General features: G+C 67.3%; 13 protein-coding genes. 5 read left to right on the top strand and 8 right to left on the bottom strand.

The annotated features are described in order from the left end of the window. Positions 1-28 precede the first annotated feature (28 nt). From JL108_RS03675 to JL108_RS03665, 3 genes are all read left to right on the top strand, one after another. A complete protein-coding gene (locus JL108_RS03675) occupies positions 29-2,449 on the top strand; it encodes an IniB N-terminal domain-containing protein (RefSeq protein ID WP_205197140.1) in 2,421 nt (806 codons plus the stop codon). A gap of 97 nt (positions 2,450-2,546) precedes the next feature. After that, positions 2,547-4,391, top strand: coding sequence for a dynamin family protein (locus JL108_RS03670; RefSeq protein ID WP_205197139.1), 1,845 nt, complete (start codon positions 2,547-2,549; stop codon positions 4,389-4,391). Then, positions 4,388-5,887 carry a dynamin family protein gene (locus JL108_RS03665; protein ID WP_205197138.1) on the top strand — a complete coding sequence of 500 codons (1,500 nt, stop codon included), beginning with the start codon at positions 4,388-4,390 and terminating at the stop codon, positions 5,885-5,887. Before JL108_RS03670 ends, JL108_RS03665 begins: the two co-directional genes overlap by 4 nt. Here the strand turns inward: JL108_RS03665 and JL108_RS03660 are convergent. Next, on the bottom strand, positions 5,874-6,542 hold the full coding sequence (locus JL108_RS03660; RefSeq protein WP_205197137.1) for a hypothetical protein: 669 nt from the start codon (positions 6,540-6,542) through the stop codon (positions 5,874-5,876). The genes JL108_RS03665 and JL108_RS03660 overlap by 14 nt on opposite strands. Continuing rightward, positions 6,539-7,312, bottom strand: coding sequence for a thioredoxin domain-containing protein (locus JL108_RS03655; RefSeq protein ID WP_205197136.1), 774 nt, complete (start codon positions 7,310-7,312; stop codon positions 6,539-6,541). Before JL108_RS03655 ends, JL108_RS03660 begins: the two co-directional genes overlap by 4 nt. A 184-nt stretch (positions 7,313-7,496) precedes the next feature. On the opposite strand from JL108_RS03655, the gene helR reads away from it, so the two are divergent. Then, positions 7,497-9,656: an RNA polymerase recycling motor ATPase HelR gene (gene helR / locus JL108_RS03650; protein ID WP_205197135.1), complete on the top strand. Its 2,160-nt coding sequence runs from the start codon at positions 7,497-7,499 to the stop codon at positions 9,654-9,656. A gap of 71 nt (positions 9,657-9,727) precedes the next feature. On the opposite strand, the gene JL108_RS03645 is transcribed toward helR, so the two are convergent. From JL108_RS03645 to JL108_RS03625, 5 genes are read right to left on the bottom strand one after another with little or no spacing between them, the layout of a single operon-like run. Next, positions 9,728-12,091 carry an excinuclease ABC subunit UvrA gene (locus JL108_RS03645; protein WP_205197134.1) on the bottom strand — a complete coding sequence of 788 codons (2,364 nt, stop codon included), beginning with the start codon at positions 12,089-12,091 and terminating at the stop codon, positions 9,728-9,730. 4 nt (positions 12,092-12,095) lie between these two features. Beyond that, positions 12,096-12,506 (bottom strand): VOC family protein, encoded by a 411-nt coding sequence (locus JL108_RS03640; protein ID WP_143912283.1) that lies wholly within the window; start codon positions 12,504-12,506, stop codon positions 12,096-12,098. Positions 12,507-12,511: 5 nt separating this feature from the next. Continuing rightward, positions 12,512-12,958 (bottom strand): helix-turn-helix transcriptional regulator, encoded by a 447-nt coding sequence (locus JL108_RS03635; protein WP_205197133.1) that lies wholly within the window; start codon positions 12,956-12,958, stop codon positions 12,512-12,514. A gap of 27 nt (positions 12,959-12,985) precedes the next feature. Further along, positions 12,986-13,771: an alpha/beta fold hydrolase gene (locus JL108_RS03630; RefSeq protein WP_205197132.1), complete on the bottom strand. Its 786-nt coding sequence runs from the start codon at positions 13,769-13,771 to the stop codon at positions 12,986-12,988. 25 nt (positions 13,772-13,796) lie between these two features. Beyond that, a complete protein-coding gene (locus JL108_RS03625; RefSeq protein WP_205197131.1) occupies positions 13,797-14,378 on the bottom strand; it encodes a DinB family protein in 582 nt (193 codons plus the stop codon). 307 nt (positions 14,379-14,685) lie between these two features. Between JL108_RS03625 and JL108_RS03620 the strand changes: the two genes are divergently transcribed. Beyond that, complete coding sequence (locus JL108_RS03620) at positions 14,686-15,753, top strand: alpha/beta hydrolase (RefSeq protein ID WP_205197130.1); 1,068 nt, start codon at positions 14,686-14,688, stop codon at positions 15,751-15,753. A gap of 3 nt (positions 15,754-15,756) precedes the next feature. Here the strand turns inward: JL108_RS03620 and JL108_RS03615 are convergent, their stop codons facing one another. Next, a complete protein-coding gene (locus JL108_RS03615; RefSeq protein WP_205197129.1) occupies positions 15,757-16,248 on the bottom strand; it encodes a phosphoribosyltransferase in 492 nt (163 codons plus the stop codon). Positions 16,249-16,254: the final 6 nt, after the last annotated feature.

Below are 16,254 nucleotides of genomic sequence, written 5' to 3'. Positions count from 1 at the left end.
GGCGGGCTTGTGATTCAGAGGAGTTCTCATGGAAGTGACCGCCAGTAATCTGCTGAGCTTTATTCTCGATCTGCTGGGCGACTCGTCCAAGGCCGAGGCGTTCGCGGAAGACTCGTCAGGTGCCCTGGCCGCGGCCGGGCTCGGCGATATCTCGTGCGCGGATGTCGACGCGCTGACACCGTTGATCGCCAACTCGGTTCCCGGCGCGGTAGCCATCGCCGCCGTCGGTGGTGGCGGCGGAACACCCGGCGAGATGATCAACTACCTGGTCAAGAACATCGCCATCGGCAGCTACGGTGGCACGCACTTCGGCCAGAACATCTGGGCTGAGGGCGATGTGCGCCAGGCCTTCGCCAGCGACGGCGGTCTCGCCGTCGGAGGCGAGTTCGCCCCCAACGATCCGGTGGTCGTCGGCCACGGCAACACCGTGGCGTCCGATGACGCGCAGGCCGCCGGGCGCGACATGATCCAGAACGGTGACGGCAAGCTGACCCTCGGTGGGGACCAGATCAACAACGAGGCGGAGAACACCGGTAACACGATCGGCGGGAACCAGAACAACGCCGAGAACTCCGGTAACGACAACTCGACCACCGTCGGCGGGAACCAGAACCAGGCCGAGAACTCCGGTAACGACAACTCGACCACCGTCGGCGGCAATCAGAACCAGGCCGAGAACTCCGGTAACGACAACTCCGATCATTCGGTGAACGACTCGGGCAATACGACGATCACCGACAACTCGGACAACTCCGACAACTCGGTGGGCGGTGACTACTGGGAGGACGGCTCGAATGTCGGAGGCATCGGCAACGACAACTCCGACAACTCGATCAACGACTCCGGGAACATCACCGACTCGGGTAACACCACGATCACCGACAACTCCGACAACTCGGTGAACGACTCGGGCAACATCACCGATTCCGGGAACACCACCGTCGAGGACAACTCGGTCGGCGGCGACTACTGGGAAGACGGCTCGAATGTCGGAGGTATCGGCAACGACAACTCCGACAACTCCGACAACTCGATCAACGTCGGCGACATCGATCTGTCCGACAACTCGGTCAACGACTCCGGGAACACCACGATCACCGACTCCGGTAACACCACCGTCGAGGACAACTCGGTCGGCGGCGACTACTGGGAAGACGGCTCGAATGTCGGAGGCATCGGCAACGACAACTCGATCAACGTCGGCGACATCGATCTGTCCGACAACTCGGTCAACGATTCGGGCAACACCACCGACTCGGGCAACACCACGATCACCGACTCCGGGAACACGACCACAGACGACAACTCGATCAACGTCGGCGACGTGTCGGTCGATCTGTCGGACAACTCGGTGAACGACTCCGGTAACACCACCGTCGAGGACAACTCGGTCGGCGGCGACTACTGGGAGAACGGCTCGAACACCGGAGGCATCGGCAACACGACGGTCGACGACAACTCGATCAACGTCGGCGACGTGTCGGTGGACCTGTCGGACAACTCGGTGAACGATTCGGGCAACATCACCGACTCGGGCAACACGACCACGGATGACAACTCGATCAACGTCGGCGACATCGATCTGTCGGACCACTCGATCAACGATTCGGGCAACACGACCACGGATGACAACTCGATCAACGTCGGCGACATCGATCTGTCGGACAACTCGATCAACGATTCGGGCAACACCACCACCGATGACAACTCGATCAACGTCGGCGACATCGATCTGTCGGACAACTCGATCAACGATTCGGGCAACATCACCGACTCGGGCAACACCACCACCGATGACAACTCGATCAACGTCGGCGACGTGTCGGTGGACCTGTCCGAGGACAACTCGGTCGGCGGCGACTACTGGGAGAACGGCTCGAACGCCGGTGGCATCAACAACACCGACAGCCGCAACTCCGGCAACACCACCGACTCGGGCAACACGGTGGCCATCACCGATTCACTCAATAACGACAATTCGATCAGCGTGGGAACGCTCGCGGTGGATCTGTCGGACAACTCGGTGAATGATTCGGGCAATACCACCGACTCGGGCAACACCACGATCACCGACTCGGGCAACGCCACGATCACCGACTCCGGCAACACCACGACCACCGACGAGTCGACCACGATCGGTGATGTCAATGCCGACTTCTCCGAGGACAACTCGGTCAACGTGGGCGATGTCGGCGTGGACCTGTCTCAGGACAACTCGGTCGGTGGCGACTTCTACCAGGACGGTGGCGGCAGCTCCTACGGCGGCGACTACTACGAGCAGGGCGCCGTCAACTCCTACGGCGGCGACTTCTACCAGGACGGTGGCGGCAGCTCCTACGGCGGCGACTACTACGAGCAGGGCTCGGGCAACACGTACGCGCCGACGGACACCACGATCGACACGACCGTCAACGATTACACCTACGACTACGACTACAACGCGGGCTGACCCCGGACGGTCTCCGGCCGTTGCGAGCCTGACGGTTCGCAACGGTCGGAGGTCTGGTTCCGGTGTCATCCCATCCCCGCGCCTCAGAGGAGCCCACGTGTCAGCGTCTCCCGTACCCCACGATTCCCCCTCCCTCGACGAGATCGTCGAGCGGCTGGGCACCTTCGCGACCTCGCACGGCCGGCCCGAGCTCACCACGCGACTCGACGAGACGCGCACGCTCGTGAACGACACCGCCGTCCAGGTGGTGGTCGTCGGTCAGTTCAAACAGGGCAAGAGCGCCCTGGTGAACGCTCTCATCGATGCGCCCGTCTGCCCGGTCGACGATGTCGTGGCCACCGCGGTGCCGACCTCCGTGAGCTGGGGTGAGCAGCCGAGCGCGCTGCTGGTCACGGAGTTCGAGGAGGAGCAGGCCTCGATCCGCACACCGATCGACCCACGGCAGCTGCGCCGCCATGTCACCGAACTGGCCGGCGAGACGGGATTTGCGGGCTCGCTGCACGCCGAGGTCCGGCTGCCCCGCTCCTTCCTGGCCGACGGATTGGTTCTGGTGGACACGCCCGGAGTCGGGCGGGCCCAAGCCCAGATCTCCACGAACCTCACCCTGCTCCCACAGGCCGATGCCGCCATCATGCTCTCGGACGCGACACAGGAATTCACCCAACCGGAGATGAGCTTCCTGAGACAGGCTGTGGCCCTGTGCCCGCGCATCACCTGCGTCGTCAGCAAGATCGATCTGCAGCATCAGTGGCGGACGATCCTCGATGCTGACCGCGAGCACCTCGCCGCGGCCGAGATCGAGGTGCCGTTGCTCGCGACATCCGCGCTGTTGCACGATCTGGCGGGCCGCGAACATGACGAGGAGCTCGCGCGGGAGGCGCAGGTCGCCGCACTCGGCACCCATCTGCACGATGTCGTCCGCGCGGATGTCCTGGCGGAGCGTCGACGTGCCGCAGCCACCGATATCACCGGCGTCGGGGAGCATCTCATGATGGTGCTGCAAGCGGAGCTGCGCGCCCTGGGGGCCGCCTCCGGTGCGGCCGAGGTGGTGCGCGAGCTCGAGGACGCCCGCGATGTCGCCGACCAGCTCACCCGTCGTTCGGCGCGCTGGCAGCAGACGCTGTCCGACGGTGCTGCCGAGCTCGTCTCGGATATCGAGTTCGACCTGCGCGACCGCTTGCGTGCGGTCGGACGCGAGGCGGAGCAGTTGATCGAAGACTGCGATCCCGGCGAGGTGTGGGACGACGTCGGCCTCTGGCTCGCGGAGTCGGTCACGCAGGCGGTCTCGGACAACTTCGTCTGGGCCCATCAACGCAGCGAGCATCTGGCCGAGGTGGTGGCCCGCCATTTCTCCCTCGACGGCCGAGCCGCGCTGCCCGATCTGACGCTGGACGGTGCCGAGCAGGCGCTGCGAGCGATCGGCGGGTTGGAGTTCGTGCGTTCCGGCCGGCTCTCGCTGGGCCAGAAGGTGATGGTCGGCATGAAGGGGTCCTACGGCGGCATCCTCATGTTCGGGCTGATGACCAGCCTCGCCGGGATGGCTCTGGTCAACCCGCTCTCGGTGGCCGCCGGTCTGATGATGGGCGGATTCGCCTACCGGCAGGATGCCAATCAACGGCTCGAGCAGCGGCGCAACGAGGCGAAGATGGCGGTACGGCGACTGATCGATGAGTCGATCTTCCAGGTCGGCAAGGAGTCGCGAGACCGCATGGGCCGGATCAAGCGGGTGCTACGCGACCACTTCTCGGAGATCGCCGAGGATCTGAAGCGTTCACTCGCCGAGTCGGTGCGGGCGGCGAAGGACGGGGCCGCGCTGCCCACCGACGAGCGGTCTCGCCGGGCCCTCGTTCTCAGCCGCGAACTACGAGAGATCCGCGAGTTGTGCCGCCAGGCCGGCGCCGGCGCGGCCCCGGCCCTGACGCAGGAGTTGACATCAGCATGAGAGGTCCCCTGGACTCGGCACGAGCGGTGGTGGCGGCCGCGCGGCGGCTGTATGCCTTCGATCCCACGGCGATCGCTGAACTCGATGAGCTCGATCGGCGACTCGACGGTCCCCTGCGCATCGCCCTCGTCGGCTCGGTCAAGGCGGGCAAGTCGACATTGCTCAACGGCCTGCTGGGCGAGCGGATCGCCCCGACGGACGCCCGCGAGTGCACCCGTATCGTGACCCGCTATCACTACGGGGCCACGCCGTCGGTGCGCGGTCTGCTCACCGACGGCACCCCGGCACTCTTGCCCGCACAGCGCCAGCCCGGCCGTCTCGAGCTGGCATTGCAGGGGCTCTCCCCCGACGAGTTCGAACGCCTCGATGTCAGCTGGCCGGCCCCCGGTATCCAGGGGGTGACCTTCATCGACACCCCTGGGACGATCTCGGTGACCGAGGACGTGTCGAGCCAGACCGACCGCTTCCTCTTGCCCGAGCACGGGGCGACCGGGGCGGATGCGGTGGTCTATCTCCTGCGGTCATTGCACGACTCAGATGTGCGCTATCTGCAGACCCTGCACGATCGCACCCGTCATGGCAACGCGGCGATCGGCGCCATCGCGGTGCTCTCTCGCGCCGACGAGCTCGGCGCCGGGCGACTGACCGCCATGGTCTCGGTCAACGAGGCCGTGGAGCGGCTCCGTGATCATCCCGCACTGCACGGTGTGTGCGAGACCATCGTGCCGGTCGCCGGCCTCCTCGGCACCGGTGCGATGACCCTGCGCCAGTCCGATTTCAGTGTCTTCCGCAGCCTGGCCACCCGTCATCCCGACGAGACCCGTCAGCTGATGATCAGCGCCGAGCGGTTCCTGGCGACCCCCGACGACGAGCTCCCCAGCGAGCGGGTGCGGGCCGATCTGGTCGACCGCTTCGGCATGTACGGGATCCGGCTCGCGTTGGCAGCGGTACGCGGCGGTGTCGATGACGCGGGCGAGCTGGCCGAGGAACTGCTCCGCCGCAGCGGCCTGGAGGAGCTCCGTCGGGTCATCGACGTGCATTTCGTGCAACGTCAGTCCGAGTTGAAGGCCCACTCCATCGTGCTCGCGGTGCATCGCTTCGTGCGTTCACGTCCGGTGCCCGGCTCCGATGAGATCGTGGTGATGGCCGATGAGCACATGGCGGGTGCGCACACCTTCGCGGAGACCCGCCTGCTGGGGCGGATCGCCGCGCGGCGGCTGCACCTGTCGGCGGACCTCGCCGATGAGCTGGAACGGCTCGTCGGCGGTCACGGTGGCAGCCCGGAGTGTCGGCTCGGTGTCGACGGCGAGGAGCTGTCAGCCCAGGAGCTGATCGACCTCGCGATCCATCATCTGCAGCGGTGGCGGGAGCTGACGGTCAATCCGCTGGTGGATCACGAGACCTACCGGGCCGCGAAGACCGCCGAGCGCAGCTGCGAGACCATCATCGTCACGCTGATGGGGCGTGAGCACCGGGCCTCGGTCACCTTCGGTTGAGATCCTCCGGGTCATCCTCGGTCACCTGCGCGTCAGGGGGCGAGGCGACCGGATGCTCCGGGGCCGTGTCGTCCCGGCGGATCAGCGGAGCCGGATCTCGCCGATCGGGCTGACGCCACCAGTCCGAGACCGCCGGCGTGCACACGAGCACGACCGCGACCACGAGGCAGAGGACGGCGACGGCGCTCGCCGCGAGATCGCCACGGCCGAGCGCGCGGATCGACGTGCTGAGCACGGCGACCGGCAGGTAGAGCACCACGGATATCACGAACAGCACCCGCGCCGAACCGGACCGGCGTCGGGCCACCGACCGGATGGTCACCGCCTGCATCAGGGTCAGCAGGACGCCGAGCCCGGCGACCACCCCGATCAGCACCCGCACGGCGCGCCGGATCTCCCCGTCGGTGTAGTCGGCCTCGAGATCGGTGGGTAGCGCCTCGGTGACGGTGTCGCGAACGTCGCCGAACTGCCAGGCGGCCAGCGCGGTGAGCGCCAGGAAGATCACGACCGCCGTGAGCACCAGCCAGACCGCGACCGTGACGCGACGGGGACGCTCGATCGGCGGCTGGGGGGTGAAATTGCTGGCGAAGGAGGGGCGTTTCGGGGCGCCCGATCGATCGACATCCCAGGAGGGTCCGGGGTTCGGCTGGTTCACTGGGCCGCCTCGATCGCGAACTGGAGCTCCTCGGGGCCGGGAATGGACTCGGTGCCGTTGTCGCTGCGCACCACGTTCATGCCGCCGATCCGGACTGTCGGCGTGGTGGTGACATCCGCGGCGCGGCCCTCCTCGAGGGCGCGCTCGACCCAGGGCGTGAAGGTACGGTCGGCGACGCAGTCGGTGACGTCCCCGGCGCCGGCCTGGGTGGCGAAGGCGATCAGCTGGTCGTCGCTGAGCCCCGCGCCGCCCTCGGCAGGCTGGTTCTGCAGCAGCAGGTCGTGCATCGCGGCATAGGCGGCGACTCCGGCATCATCGGCGACGCACACGGCGGCGTTCGCGGCACGCTGGGCGTACTCGTCGGTCGAGGCCTCCAGCAGGAAGGTGAAGGGGTGGTACGTGATGCTGACGGTCCCGTTCGCGACCTGCTCGGCGAGGAAGGGACCCGACTCGTCGTGGAAGGCCTTGCAAGAGGGGCAGAGGAAGTCCTCGAAGATCTGCACGTCGACGGGGGTCGTCCCCACGGCCTCGCTACCGGCGAGCTCGGGAGTGAGCGTGAACCCGTAGTCATCGGTCGCGTTCTCGGGGACGGCGATACCGGTGTCCTCCTCGCTGGCACGCAGCTGGCGCCATCCGAGGAGGGCAAGGGCCACGACGACGATCAGCACGATCAAGACGGTGGCCACGGAGCGCCGACGGCGAGCCTTCCGCTGATGGTTCTGACGGATCTTGTCCGCCAGCGCCTGGCGTTGGGCGTTGCCGTCACTCATGACGCTCCTCACTCGATGGTCGTGCGTAGACAGTATGCCGCTCTCAGGGGGCAGATGGAGTGAGGCATGGCGGAGAACATAGCCCTGCCATCTCCAAGATATATCGCGCACGGGGGCTTGCCGCAAGCCCCCGTCGAGGGTCCAGAATCCTCATCTGATGCGATCTCCCCACACTCCTGAATCCATGTCCCCGTCCCCTGACTCGTCCCCTGTCTTCGCGCTGCCGGACAGCCGTATGGCGAAGGCGCAGACCGCGCTCATCCACGCCGACGAGCTGCGCTTCGCCGAGCTCGCCACCGTCATCGCGGAACGGCTCCGCGAGCTCACATCACGGCGCGACGCGGCGCTCCGAGCCCCTGCCGGCCCGGGCCAGGCCGCGCTCGACCGCGATCAGGAGGTGCGTCGTCTCGACGCGGAGACGCGCCGGCTGCGCCGCTTCGCCCCCGAGATGTGCCTCGGCCGGATGGCGCCCGCGGATGCTCCCGATGCCCCCGTCTACATCGGAAGGATGGGCCTCACCGCTCCGGACGGTCGCCGTCTGCTGATCGACTGGCGTTCGCCCGCAGCCGAGCCCTTCTTCGCCGCCACCCCGAGGCGGCCGATGGGTCTAGTGAGCCGTCGGCGCTACCGCTGGAGTGACGGCCGGGTCGTCGACTACTGGGACGAGGTCCTCGCCGGCGACGGATCCGAGGATCTCGCCCCAGACGAGGACTCGGCGCTCCTCGCGTCTCTCGTGCGGAGCCGCTCGTCGCGGATGCAGGAGGTTCTCACCACGATCCAAGCGGACCAGGACGCGATCATCCGTGCTTCCTCGGCGGGCGCGCTGGTGGTCGACGGAGGCCCTGGGACCGGTAAGACCGTGGTCGCTCTGCACCGGGCCGCCTATCTGCTCTATGCCGATCCCCGGCTCGGGGAGGGGCGCGGTGGCGTGCTGGTGATCGGTCCGCACCGGCCCTACCTGGCCTACATCGGCGATGTCCTTCCGAGTCTGGGCGAGGACGGAGTCTCGACCTGCACCGTCGGGGACCTGGTGCCGGGCCTACCGGACGTGCCGGCGGAGGCGGACGAGGAGGTGGCGCGGCTCAAGGCACAGGCGGCCATGGTCGAGGCGATAGAGCCGGCCGTCCAGCTCTACGAGGAACCGCCCACGGAGTCCCTGGTGGTGGAGACCCCCTGGGCTGATCTGCTGCTGCGACCCGCCGACTGGGCCGAGGCCTTCGCCTCGGCTGATCCTCAACGGCCGCACAATGACGCGCGCGACGAGGTCTGGGAGGCGGTACTCGCGATCCTCGTCGACGGTCGCCCCGAGATGGAGGTGTCCGTCGAGGAACTGGTGCGGGTGCTGCGGCGAGACGCCGGGCTCGCTGAAGCCTTCGACCGGGCCTGGCCGTTGATCGATCCCTACGATCTCGTCGGCGATCTCTGGGAGGTGCCGGCGTATCTGCGCCGGTGCGCGCCGTGGCTCACCGCCGACGAGGTTCGATCGCTCCAGCGGGCCGAACCGCGGGCCTGGACTGCCTCGGACCGTCCGCTGCTGGATGCGGCACGTCGCCGGCTGGGCGACCCACATGCCGCGTGGCGTCGTCGCCGCCATGGCGCCGCCCTCGCCGCCAAACGTGAGGAACGTACGCGGGTGATCGACGATCTCATCGCGGCCGACGACTCCGAGATGCTGGTGATGTCGATGTTGCGTGGTGACGACCTTCGATCAGTGCTCGACGATGAGGCACCGTTGGAGGACCAGCGTGAGCCCCTCGACGGGCCGTTCGCGCACCTCATCGTGGACGAGGCCCAGGAGCTCAGCGATGCCGAATGGCAGATGGTGCTCAGCCGGTGTCCGTCCCGGAGCGTCACCATCGTGGGCGACCGGGCCCAGTCGAGACGGGGCTTCACCGAGTCGTGGGAGGAACGACTACGGCGCGTGGGCATCGAGACGATCGAGCAGGCCTCCCTCACGGTCAACTACCGCACACCGGCCGAGGTCATGGAGGAGGCTGCTCCCGTCATCCGCCGGGTGTTGCCGGACGCCAATGTGCCGATATCGGTGCGGTCGAGCGGCCTTCCCGTCCTTCACGGACATCCTGACGATCTCGAGCACCTCCTCGATGACTGGCTCGCAGCCCACGCGGAGGGGACGGCCTGCGTCATCGGGGGCACCGCGGTGGATCTTCGTGACCCGTCACGAGTGCGACACCTCTCCCCCGCGCTCGCCAAGGGGCTCGAGTTCGACTTGGTCGTCCTGCTCGATCCCGATTCCTTCGGCGACGGCATTGAGGGCGCCGTCGACCGCTATGTCGCCATGACCCGCGCGACACAGCGGCTGGTCATCCTCCACTCGCGGTGAGCTGACGAAGGATGTGACTCCGCGGTAGCCATCGCGACCGCGGAATCACATCTTCCGTCGTCACACACCCGCTAGCCGACGTACTCGGCGAGATGCTGCCCGGTGAGCGTCGACGCCTCCGCGACCAGCTCGGCCGGCGTGCCCTCGAAGACGATGAGTCCGCCGTCATGCCCCGCGCCGGGACCGAGGTCGATGATCCAGTCCGCATGGGCCATGACGGCCTGATGGTGCTCGATGACGACGACGGACTTGCCCGTGTCGACGAGGCGATCCAGCAGCCCGAGCAGCTGCTCGACATCGGCGAGGTGCAGGCCGGTGGTCGGCTCGTCGAGGACGTAGACATCGGCCTTCTCTCCCATCTGCGCGGCGAGCTTGAGCCGTTGACGCTCACCACCGGACAGCGTCGTCAACGGCTGGCCGAGCTTGATGTAACCGAGGCCGACGTCGGCGAGCCGGACGAGGATCTTGTGGGCCGCCGGAATCCTGCCATCGCCCGCTCCGAAGAACTCCTCGGCCTGGCCGACCGACATCGCGAGCACCTCGCTGATGTCCTTGCCACCGAAGGTGTACTCCAGCACCTCGGCCTGGAACCGCTTGCCATCGCAGACCTCGCACGGCACGGCCACGCCCGCCATCATCGCCAGATCCGTGTAGACCACGCCGGCGCCCTTGCAGTGCGGGCAGGCACCGTCGGAGTTGGCGCTGAACAGTCCGGGCTTCACCCCGTTCGCCTTGGCGAAGGCCTTGCGAATCGGGTCGAGCAGGCCGGTGTAGGTCGCGGGATTGCTGCGTCGCGAGCCCTTGATCGCGCCCTGGTCGATGACCACGACTCCCTCTCGCCCGGCAATCGATCCATGCACGAGCGAGCTCTTGCCCGAACCCGCCACCCCGGTGACGGCGCAGAGGACACCGAGCGGAATGTCGACATCGACCTCTCGCAGATTGTGGCTATCGGCGCCGCGGACCTCCAGGGTCCCGTTCGCGGCCCGCACCTGCGGCTTCAGCGCGGCCCGGTCATCGAGGTGCCGACCCGTGAGCGTGTCGCTGGAGCGCAGGCCCTCGACGGTCCCCTCGTAGACCAGCTGGCCGCCCTCAGTGCCCGCTCGGGGCCCGAGGTCGACCACGTGATCGCCGATCGCGATCGTCTCGGGCTTGTGCTCGACGACGAGCACCGTGTTGCCTTTGTCGCGCAGTTGCAGGAGCAGCTGGTTCATTCGGGCGATGTCGTGCGGATGCAACCCGATCGTCGGTTCGTCGAACACGTAGGTGACATCGGTGAGCGAGGACCCCAGGTGGCGGATCATCTTGGTTCGTTGAGCCTCACCCCCGGACAGGGTGCCCGACGGCCGGTCCAGGCTGAGATAGCCGAGACCGATCTCCACGAAGGAGTCGAGAGTCTCCCGCAGGGCCTCCAGCAGCGGCCCTGCCGAAGGCTCGTCGAGTTCGGCGACCCAGGCCGCCAGGTCGCTGATCTGCATCGCGCACAGCTCCGCGATGTTCCGGCCACGGATTCGCGAGGACCGGGCCAGCTCGCTCAGCCGAGTGCCATGACATTCGGGACAGTCCGTGAAGGTGATCGCCCGGTCGACGAAGGCCCTGATGTGCGGCTGCATCGCCTCGCGGTCCTTGGACAGGAAGGACTTCTGGATCTGCGGGATCAGTCCCATGTACGTGAGATTGATGCCTTCGATCTTGACCTTGGTGGCCTCCTTGTACAGGAGATCATCGAGCTCGGTATCGGTGAAGGCAGAGATCGGCTTGTCCGGGTCGAAGAAGCCGCAGCCGCGGTAGATGCGTCCGTTCCAGCCGTCCATGCTGTACCCCGGCACGGTGACAGCACCCTCGTTGAGGGACTTGTCGGCATCGAACAGCGCCGACAGATCGAAGTCGCTGACCCGGCCGGTCCCCTCGCAATGCGGGCACATACCGCCGGTGATGCTGAAATCGCGGCGTTCCTTGACCGTCTTGCCGCCCCGCTCGAAGTTGACGGCACCCGCGCCGCTGATCGACGCGACGTTGAAGGAGAACGCCTGCGGGGAGCCGATCTGCGGCTCCCCGAGCCGGCTGAACAGGATGCGCAGCATCGCGTTGACATCGGTGACGGTGCCGACCGTCGAGCGGATATTGGCTCCCATGCGCTCCTGGTCGACGATGATCGCCGTCGTCAGCCCCTCGAGCACGTCGACATCGGGACGGGCGAGGGTCGGCATGAAGCCCTGCACGAAGGCGCTGTAGGTCTCGTTGATGAGACGCTGCGACTCCGCGGCGATAGTGCCGAACACGAGCGAGCTCTTGCCGGATCCCGAGACGCCGGTGAAGACGGTGAGACGTCGCTTCGGCAGTTCGACGTCGACATCTCGCAGGTTGTTCTCCCTGGCCCCGCGCACGCGGATGACGTCGTGGCTGTCGGCGGCGGGGGCAGGGGGCGTGGTCATCGATTCACTCTCGTTCCTGGATGCGGATCATATTGCCGGCGGGGTCGCGGACGGCGCAGTCGCGTACACCGTAGTCCTGGTCGATGGGCTCCTGAACGATATCGGCATCGTGCCGTTGCAGGCGCTCGAAGACCTCGTCGAGGTCGCTCGTCGCCAGGACGAGCGAGGAGAAGGTGCCCTTGGCCATCATCTCGCGGACGACGGTCAGCTCCTCAGGCGTGATACCCGGGTCGGCGGCGGGTGGGAACAGCACGATCGAGGTGTCGGGTTGATCCGGCGGCCCGACCGTGATCCAGCGCATGCCGTCGTACCCGACGTCGTTGCGGACTTCGAAGTCGAGGACATCGCGGAAGAACGCCATCGAGGTCTCGGCGTCCTCGTGAGGCAGGAAGGTGACGTGGATTCTCAGGTTCATGAGGCTCACAGTAAAGCCGCGGGCGCGGTGGACGCTTCTTGATTCCTGATCGGTCGGGTGACGCGTTTGGTGACGAGGGAGGGCACGCCGGGGAGTCCGGTGCCCGAGCGTCGCTGGTAGACACTCGGCGGCTCGCCGACGAGCTCGCTGAACCGGGTGCTGAACGTACCGAGCGAGGAACAGCCGACCGCGAAGCAGACCTCCGTGACGCTGAGATCGCCCCGCCGCAACAGCGTCATCGCCCTCTCGATCCGCCGCGTCATGAGATAGCTGTAGGGGCTCTCGCCGTAGGCCAGCCGGAACTGCCGGCTCAGATGGCCCGTCGACATGTGCACGTCGCGGGCCAGGGAGGGGACGTCCAGGGGCTGGGCGTAATCGCGATCGATGCGGTCGCGCACACGCCGCAGCAGCGTGAGATCGCGCAGCCGCTGTTCGACGGCATCATCGGCCATGGCTGTATCGTGCCACGGCTCGGGAGCTCAGTCGTTGCTGAGGAAGGCGCGCAGGATCGCGATGAACGACTCGGGCTGCTCGGAGTGCACCCAGTGGCCGGCATCCTTGACCGTGACCTGTGTGGTGCGGGGAAAGAGCTCGCGCATCCGGCCGGCGTGCTCGGGCCGAATGTAGTCCGACCTCTCCCCCGCCACCCAGAGCGTCGGCCCTTCGAAGACGGCATCGATCTCGGGGAAGTCTCCGATCCGATCCAGATCTCGGCGGAGTACGGACAGGTTGGCCTGCCAGGCGAAACCGCCGTCGTGAGGTCGCAGATTCTGCAGGAGGAATCCTCGGACCCGCTCGTCGCCGATGCGTCCCGCGAGGGCGGTATCGGCATCCGACCGCCGTTCGACGGAGTCGAGATCGAGCGCTGCCAGGCTGCCGAGGAGATGCTCGAACTCGTCAGCCCCTTCGCTCACCGCCGGTGCGATATCGACGATGACCAGCCGGTCGATGAGGTCCGGGTGGCGAAGGGCGGTCATCATGGCCACCTTCCCGCCCATCGAGTGGCCGACGAGGTGGACGCGCCGATCGGGGAAGACCTCGCCGATCGTGTCCGCGACCGTATCGGCCATCGTCACGTAGTCGACGCGCTCGGTCCACGGCGAGCGGCCGTGGTCGGGCAGGTCGACGAGCAGCGACCGGAACTCCGGTTCGAGCCCTTTGGCGATCTGGGTGAAGTTGCGTCCTTGTCCGAACAGCCCGTGCAGGAAGACCACGGGGGTCCCGGAGTCGCCGATGAGGCGGGTGTACAGCGTCGGCTCGGTCACGCGCCCAGCCTAGTGACGACCTCGATCAGGCGAAGTGCTCGGCCTCCGCGCTGATCTTGTCGACATAGGCGCGCCACCAGGTCGTGTCGCGACCGTCGCCGGACGACTCGGCTGTCGCACCGTCGAGCTGCTCGCGCAGGATGTCGAGCTGTCCCGCGTGCTGAGCGGTCTCGGAGATGACGTGCACCGCGAGAAGGCCGAGGGTGGTGTCCCGGGCATCGGGTCGCCACCACGGGACGGTCACTGGCGTGTCCAGCGGCAGCTCCCGCAGGGAGGCGAGGGATGCCTCCTCGACCTGGTCGTACAACGAGATCACCGACTCGCTGGACATGTCCCGCTCGACCCAGAGGTCGGCGTTATCGGTCATGCTCTCCTCGTCGTCCCACGTGATGACCTCGGCGGCAGGGCTCGTGCGTCCCGGCAAGGTCACCAGATACCCGTGCTCGACCGTCGCCAGGTGCTTGACCACTCCGAGCAGATTGGTGCCGGTGGGCGTCAACGGACGCCTCAGGTCGTACTCGCTCACGCCGTCGATCGTCCGGTGCACCGAGCGATGGGCCCTGCGCAGGTAGTGCTCCAGCACGTCTTTCCAGCTCGTCTCGTCCATAGCCCTCACGGTAGTCGTGACCTCTGACGTAAGCGTGGTCTCGCTACGCTGCTCGTCCCCAGCAGCTACTCGACCACCGAAGGTCGGGAGCGGTGGTCGAGTAGCGACCGCGAGCTCTGCGAGCAGGACGCAATGGAGCCGTGACAGGAGGGGCGTAGCCGTCACGGAGCGAAACCCACGTCACGTAGGCGTGGCCTCGCCCCGATGTGAGACGTGACACACCCATGGTCCCCCTCTCTGACACAATGCGGCCATGCCCAGCTCGCATCCGGACGTCCAGCTCTCGTCGCCGATCCGCTGAGCCGCGATGACCACGCTGGTGATGGCACTGTCCGCCCTGCTCGCGTTCAGCGTCGTCCTCGCCCTGTGGCCCGCCCGCGCCAATCCTCTGGTCGCGACGATCAGCTTCTACGCCGGCGTGGCGACCTCCGAGCTGCCGTTACAGGTCCTCGCACTCACCGTGTTCCTCCTCGCGTCGACCGTCGCGCTCGGCGAGATCAGCGTCGTCGCCGTCCTCCTGCTCGGCTGTTCGCTGCTCGGCGGCGTCGCGCTGCTGGGCCGCGCCCTCGCGGCACGGAACGTGCTGGAGTCCGCCGTCCGCGCTGTCGGTGGCATCCCGGCTCGGCGCCCGCGCCCCTGGGCGAGCCTCGCCTTCCGCCCTTGGCCGCGTCTGCCCAGGGGCGTGGAGCGCCACGGCGCGATCTCCTATGGGCCGTATGGGGAGGCCAATCGGCTCGATCTCTACCGTCGCCGACGCCGGCCTCCGGGTCCCGCACCGGTTCTCGTCCACGTGCACGGCGGCAGCTTCCGTCGAGGCCGGCGCTCGCAGGACGCCCGGATGCTCCTGTACCGGCTCGCACGCCGGGGTTGGGTGACCGTCTCGCCGGATTATCGGCTGCTTCCTGCCGGAGAGTTCCCGGCGAATGCCGATGACATCGTCGAGGTCGTGACCTGGCTCCGCACGCATGCCGAGGAATTGGACGTCGATCCTGAGCGCATCGTGCTCGTGGGCAGCTCCGCCGGCGCGCATCTCGCGGTGCTGTCTACCCTGCGTGGCGCGCAGGTACGCGCACTCGTCGGACTTTACGGCTACTACGGCGCCCAGCGGACACGCTCCGATGTCCCCTCGGACCCGACCAGGTACCCGGCCGACCAGGCACCGCTCACGCTCCTCGTCCACGGCGATGCCGATTCCTTCGTCGACATCTCGGGCGCTCGGCGGTATGCGGAACATCGCCGGATGCTGTCGGGCGACACCGTGGCGCTGGCCGAACTGCCGGGGGCGCAGCACGGCTTCGACCGCTTCGCGTCGCTGCGGTTCTCGGCCGTGTGCGACGCGATCGAGGACTTCGCGCACGCCGCCTTCAGCCGCTGACGCTCAGGCGTCGGCGACGCCCGATCGCGAGGTGATCACCGGCTCGCTCGACCACGGGAAGTTGATCCACAGATCGGTGCGACGCCATACGTAGTCGGGCGCGATCAGGGATCTCGGCTTCTCGTAGATGACCGCCGACCGCACCTCGGCGGCATGCCCGCGGCAGACGTTGACGACCAGCTCGAGGGTCCGACCGCTGTCGGCGACATCGTCGACGACCAGCACGCCGATGTCGTTGAGCTCCGCGAGATCCAGGAAGGGCGGCAGCAGTTGCGGAGCCGGGAGGGTCGTCCCGACACCCGTGTAGAACTCGACATTCATCGTGAAGAGGTTCTTGCAGTCCAGCGCATAGGCGACGGAGCCGGCGGGAATCAGACCGCCGCGGGCGACCGCCAGCACCACGTCGGGGACGAATCCGCTGTCGGCGACCGACTGGGCGAGCTCGCGCACCGCCGTGCCGTACCGCTCCCAGGTGAGGATCTCCCGCTGCGTCATGCGGAC

It is taken from the genome of Aeromicrobium sp. YIM 150415 (assembly GCF_016918125.1).
GTDB classification, from domain to species: domain Bacteria; phylum Actinomycetota; class Actinomycetes; order Propionibacteriales; family Nocardioidaceae; genus Aeromicrobium; species Aeromicrobium piscarium.
Note: the sequence above shows the minus strand (reverse complement) of the source record. Positions and strands in the feature narration are given on the sequence as shown.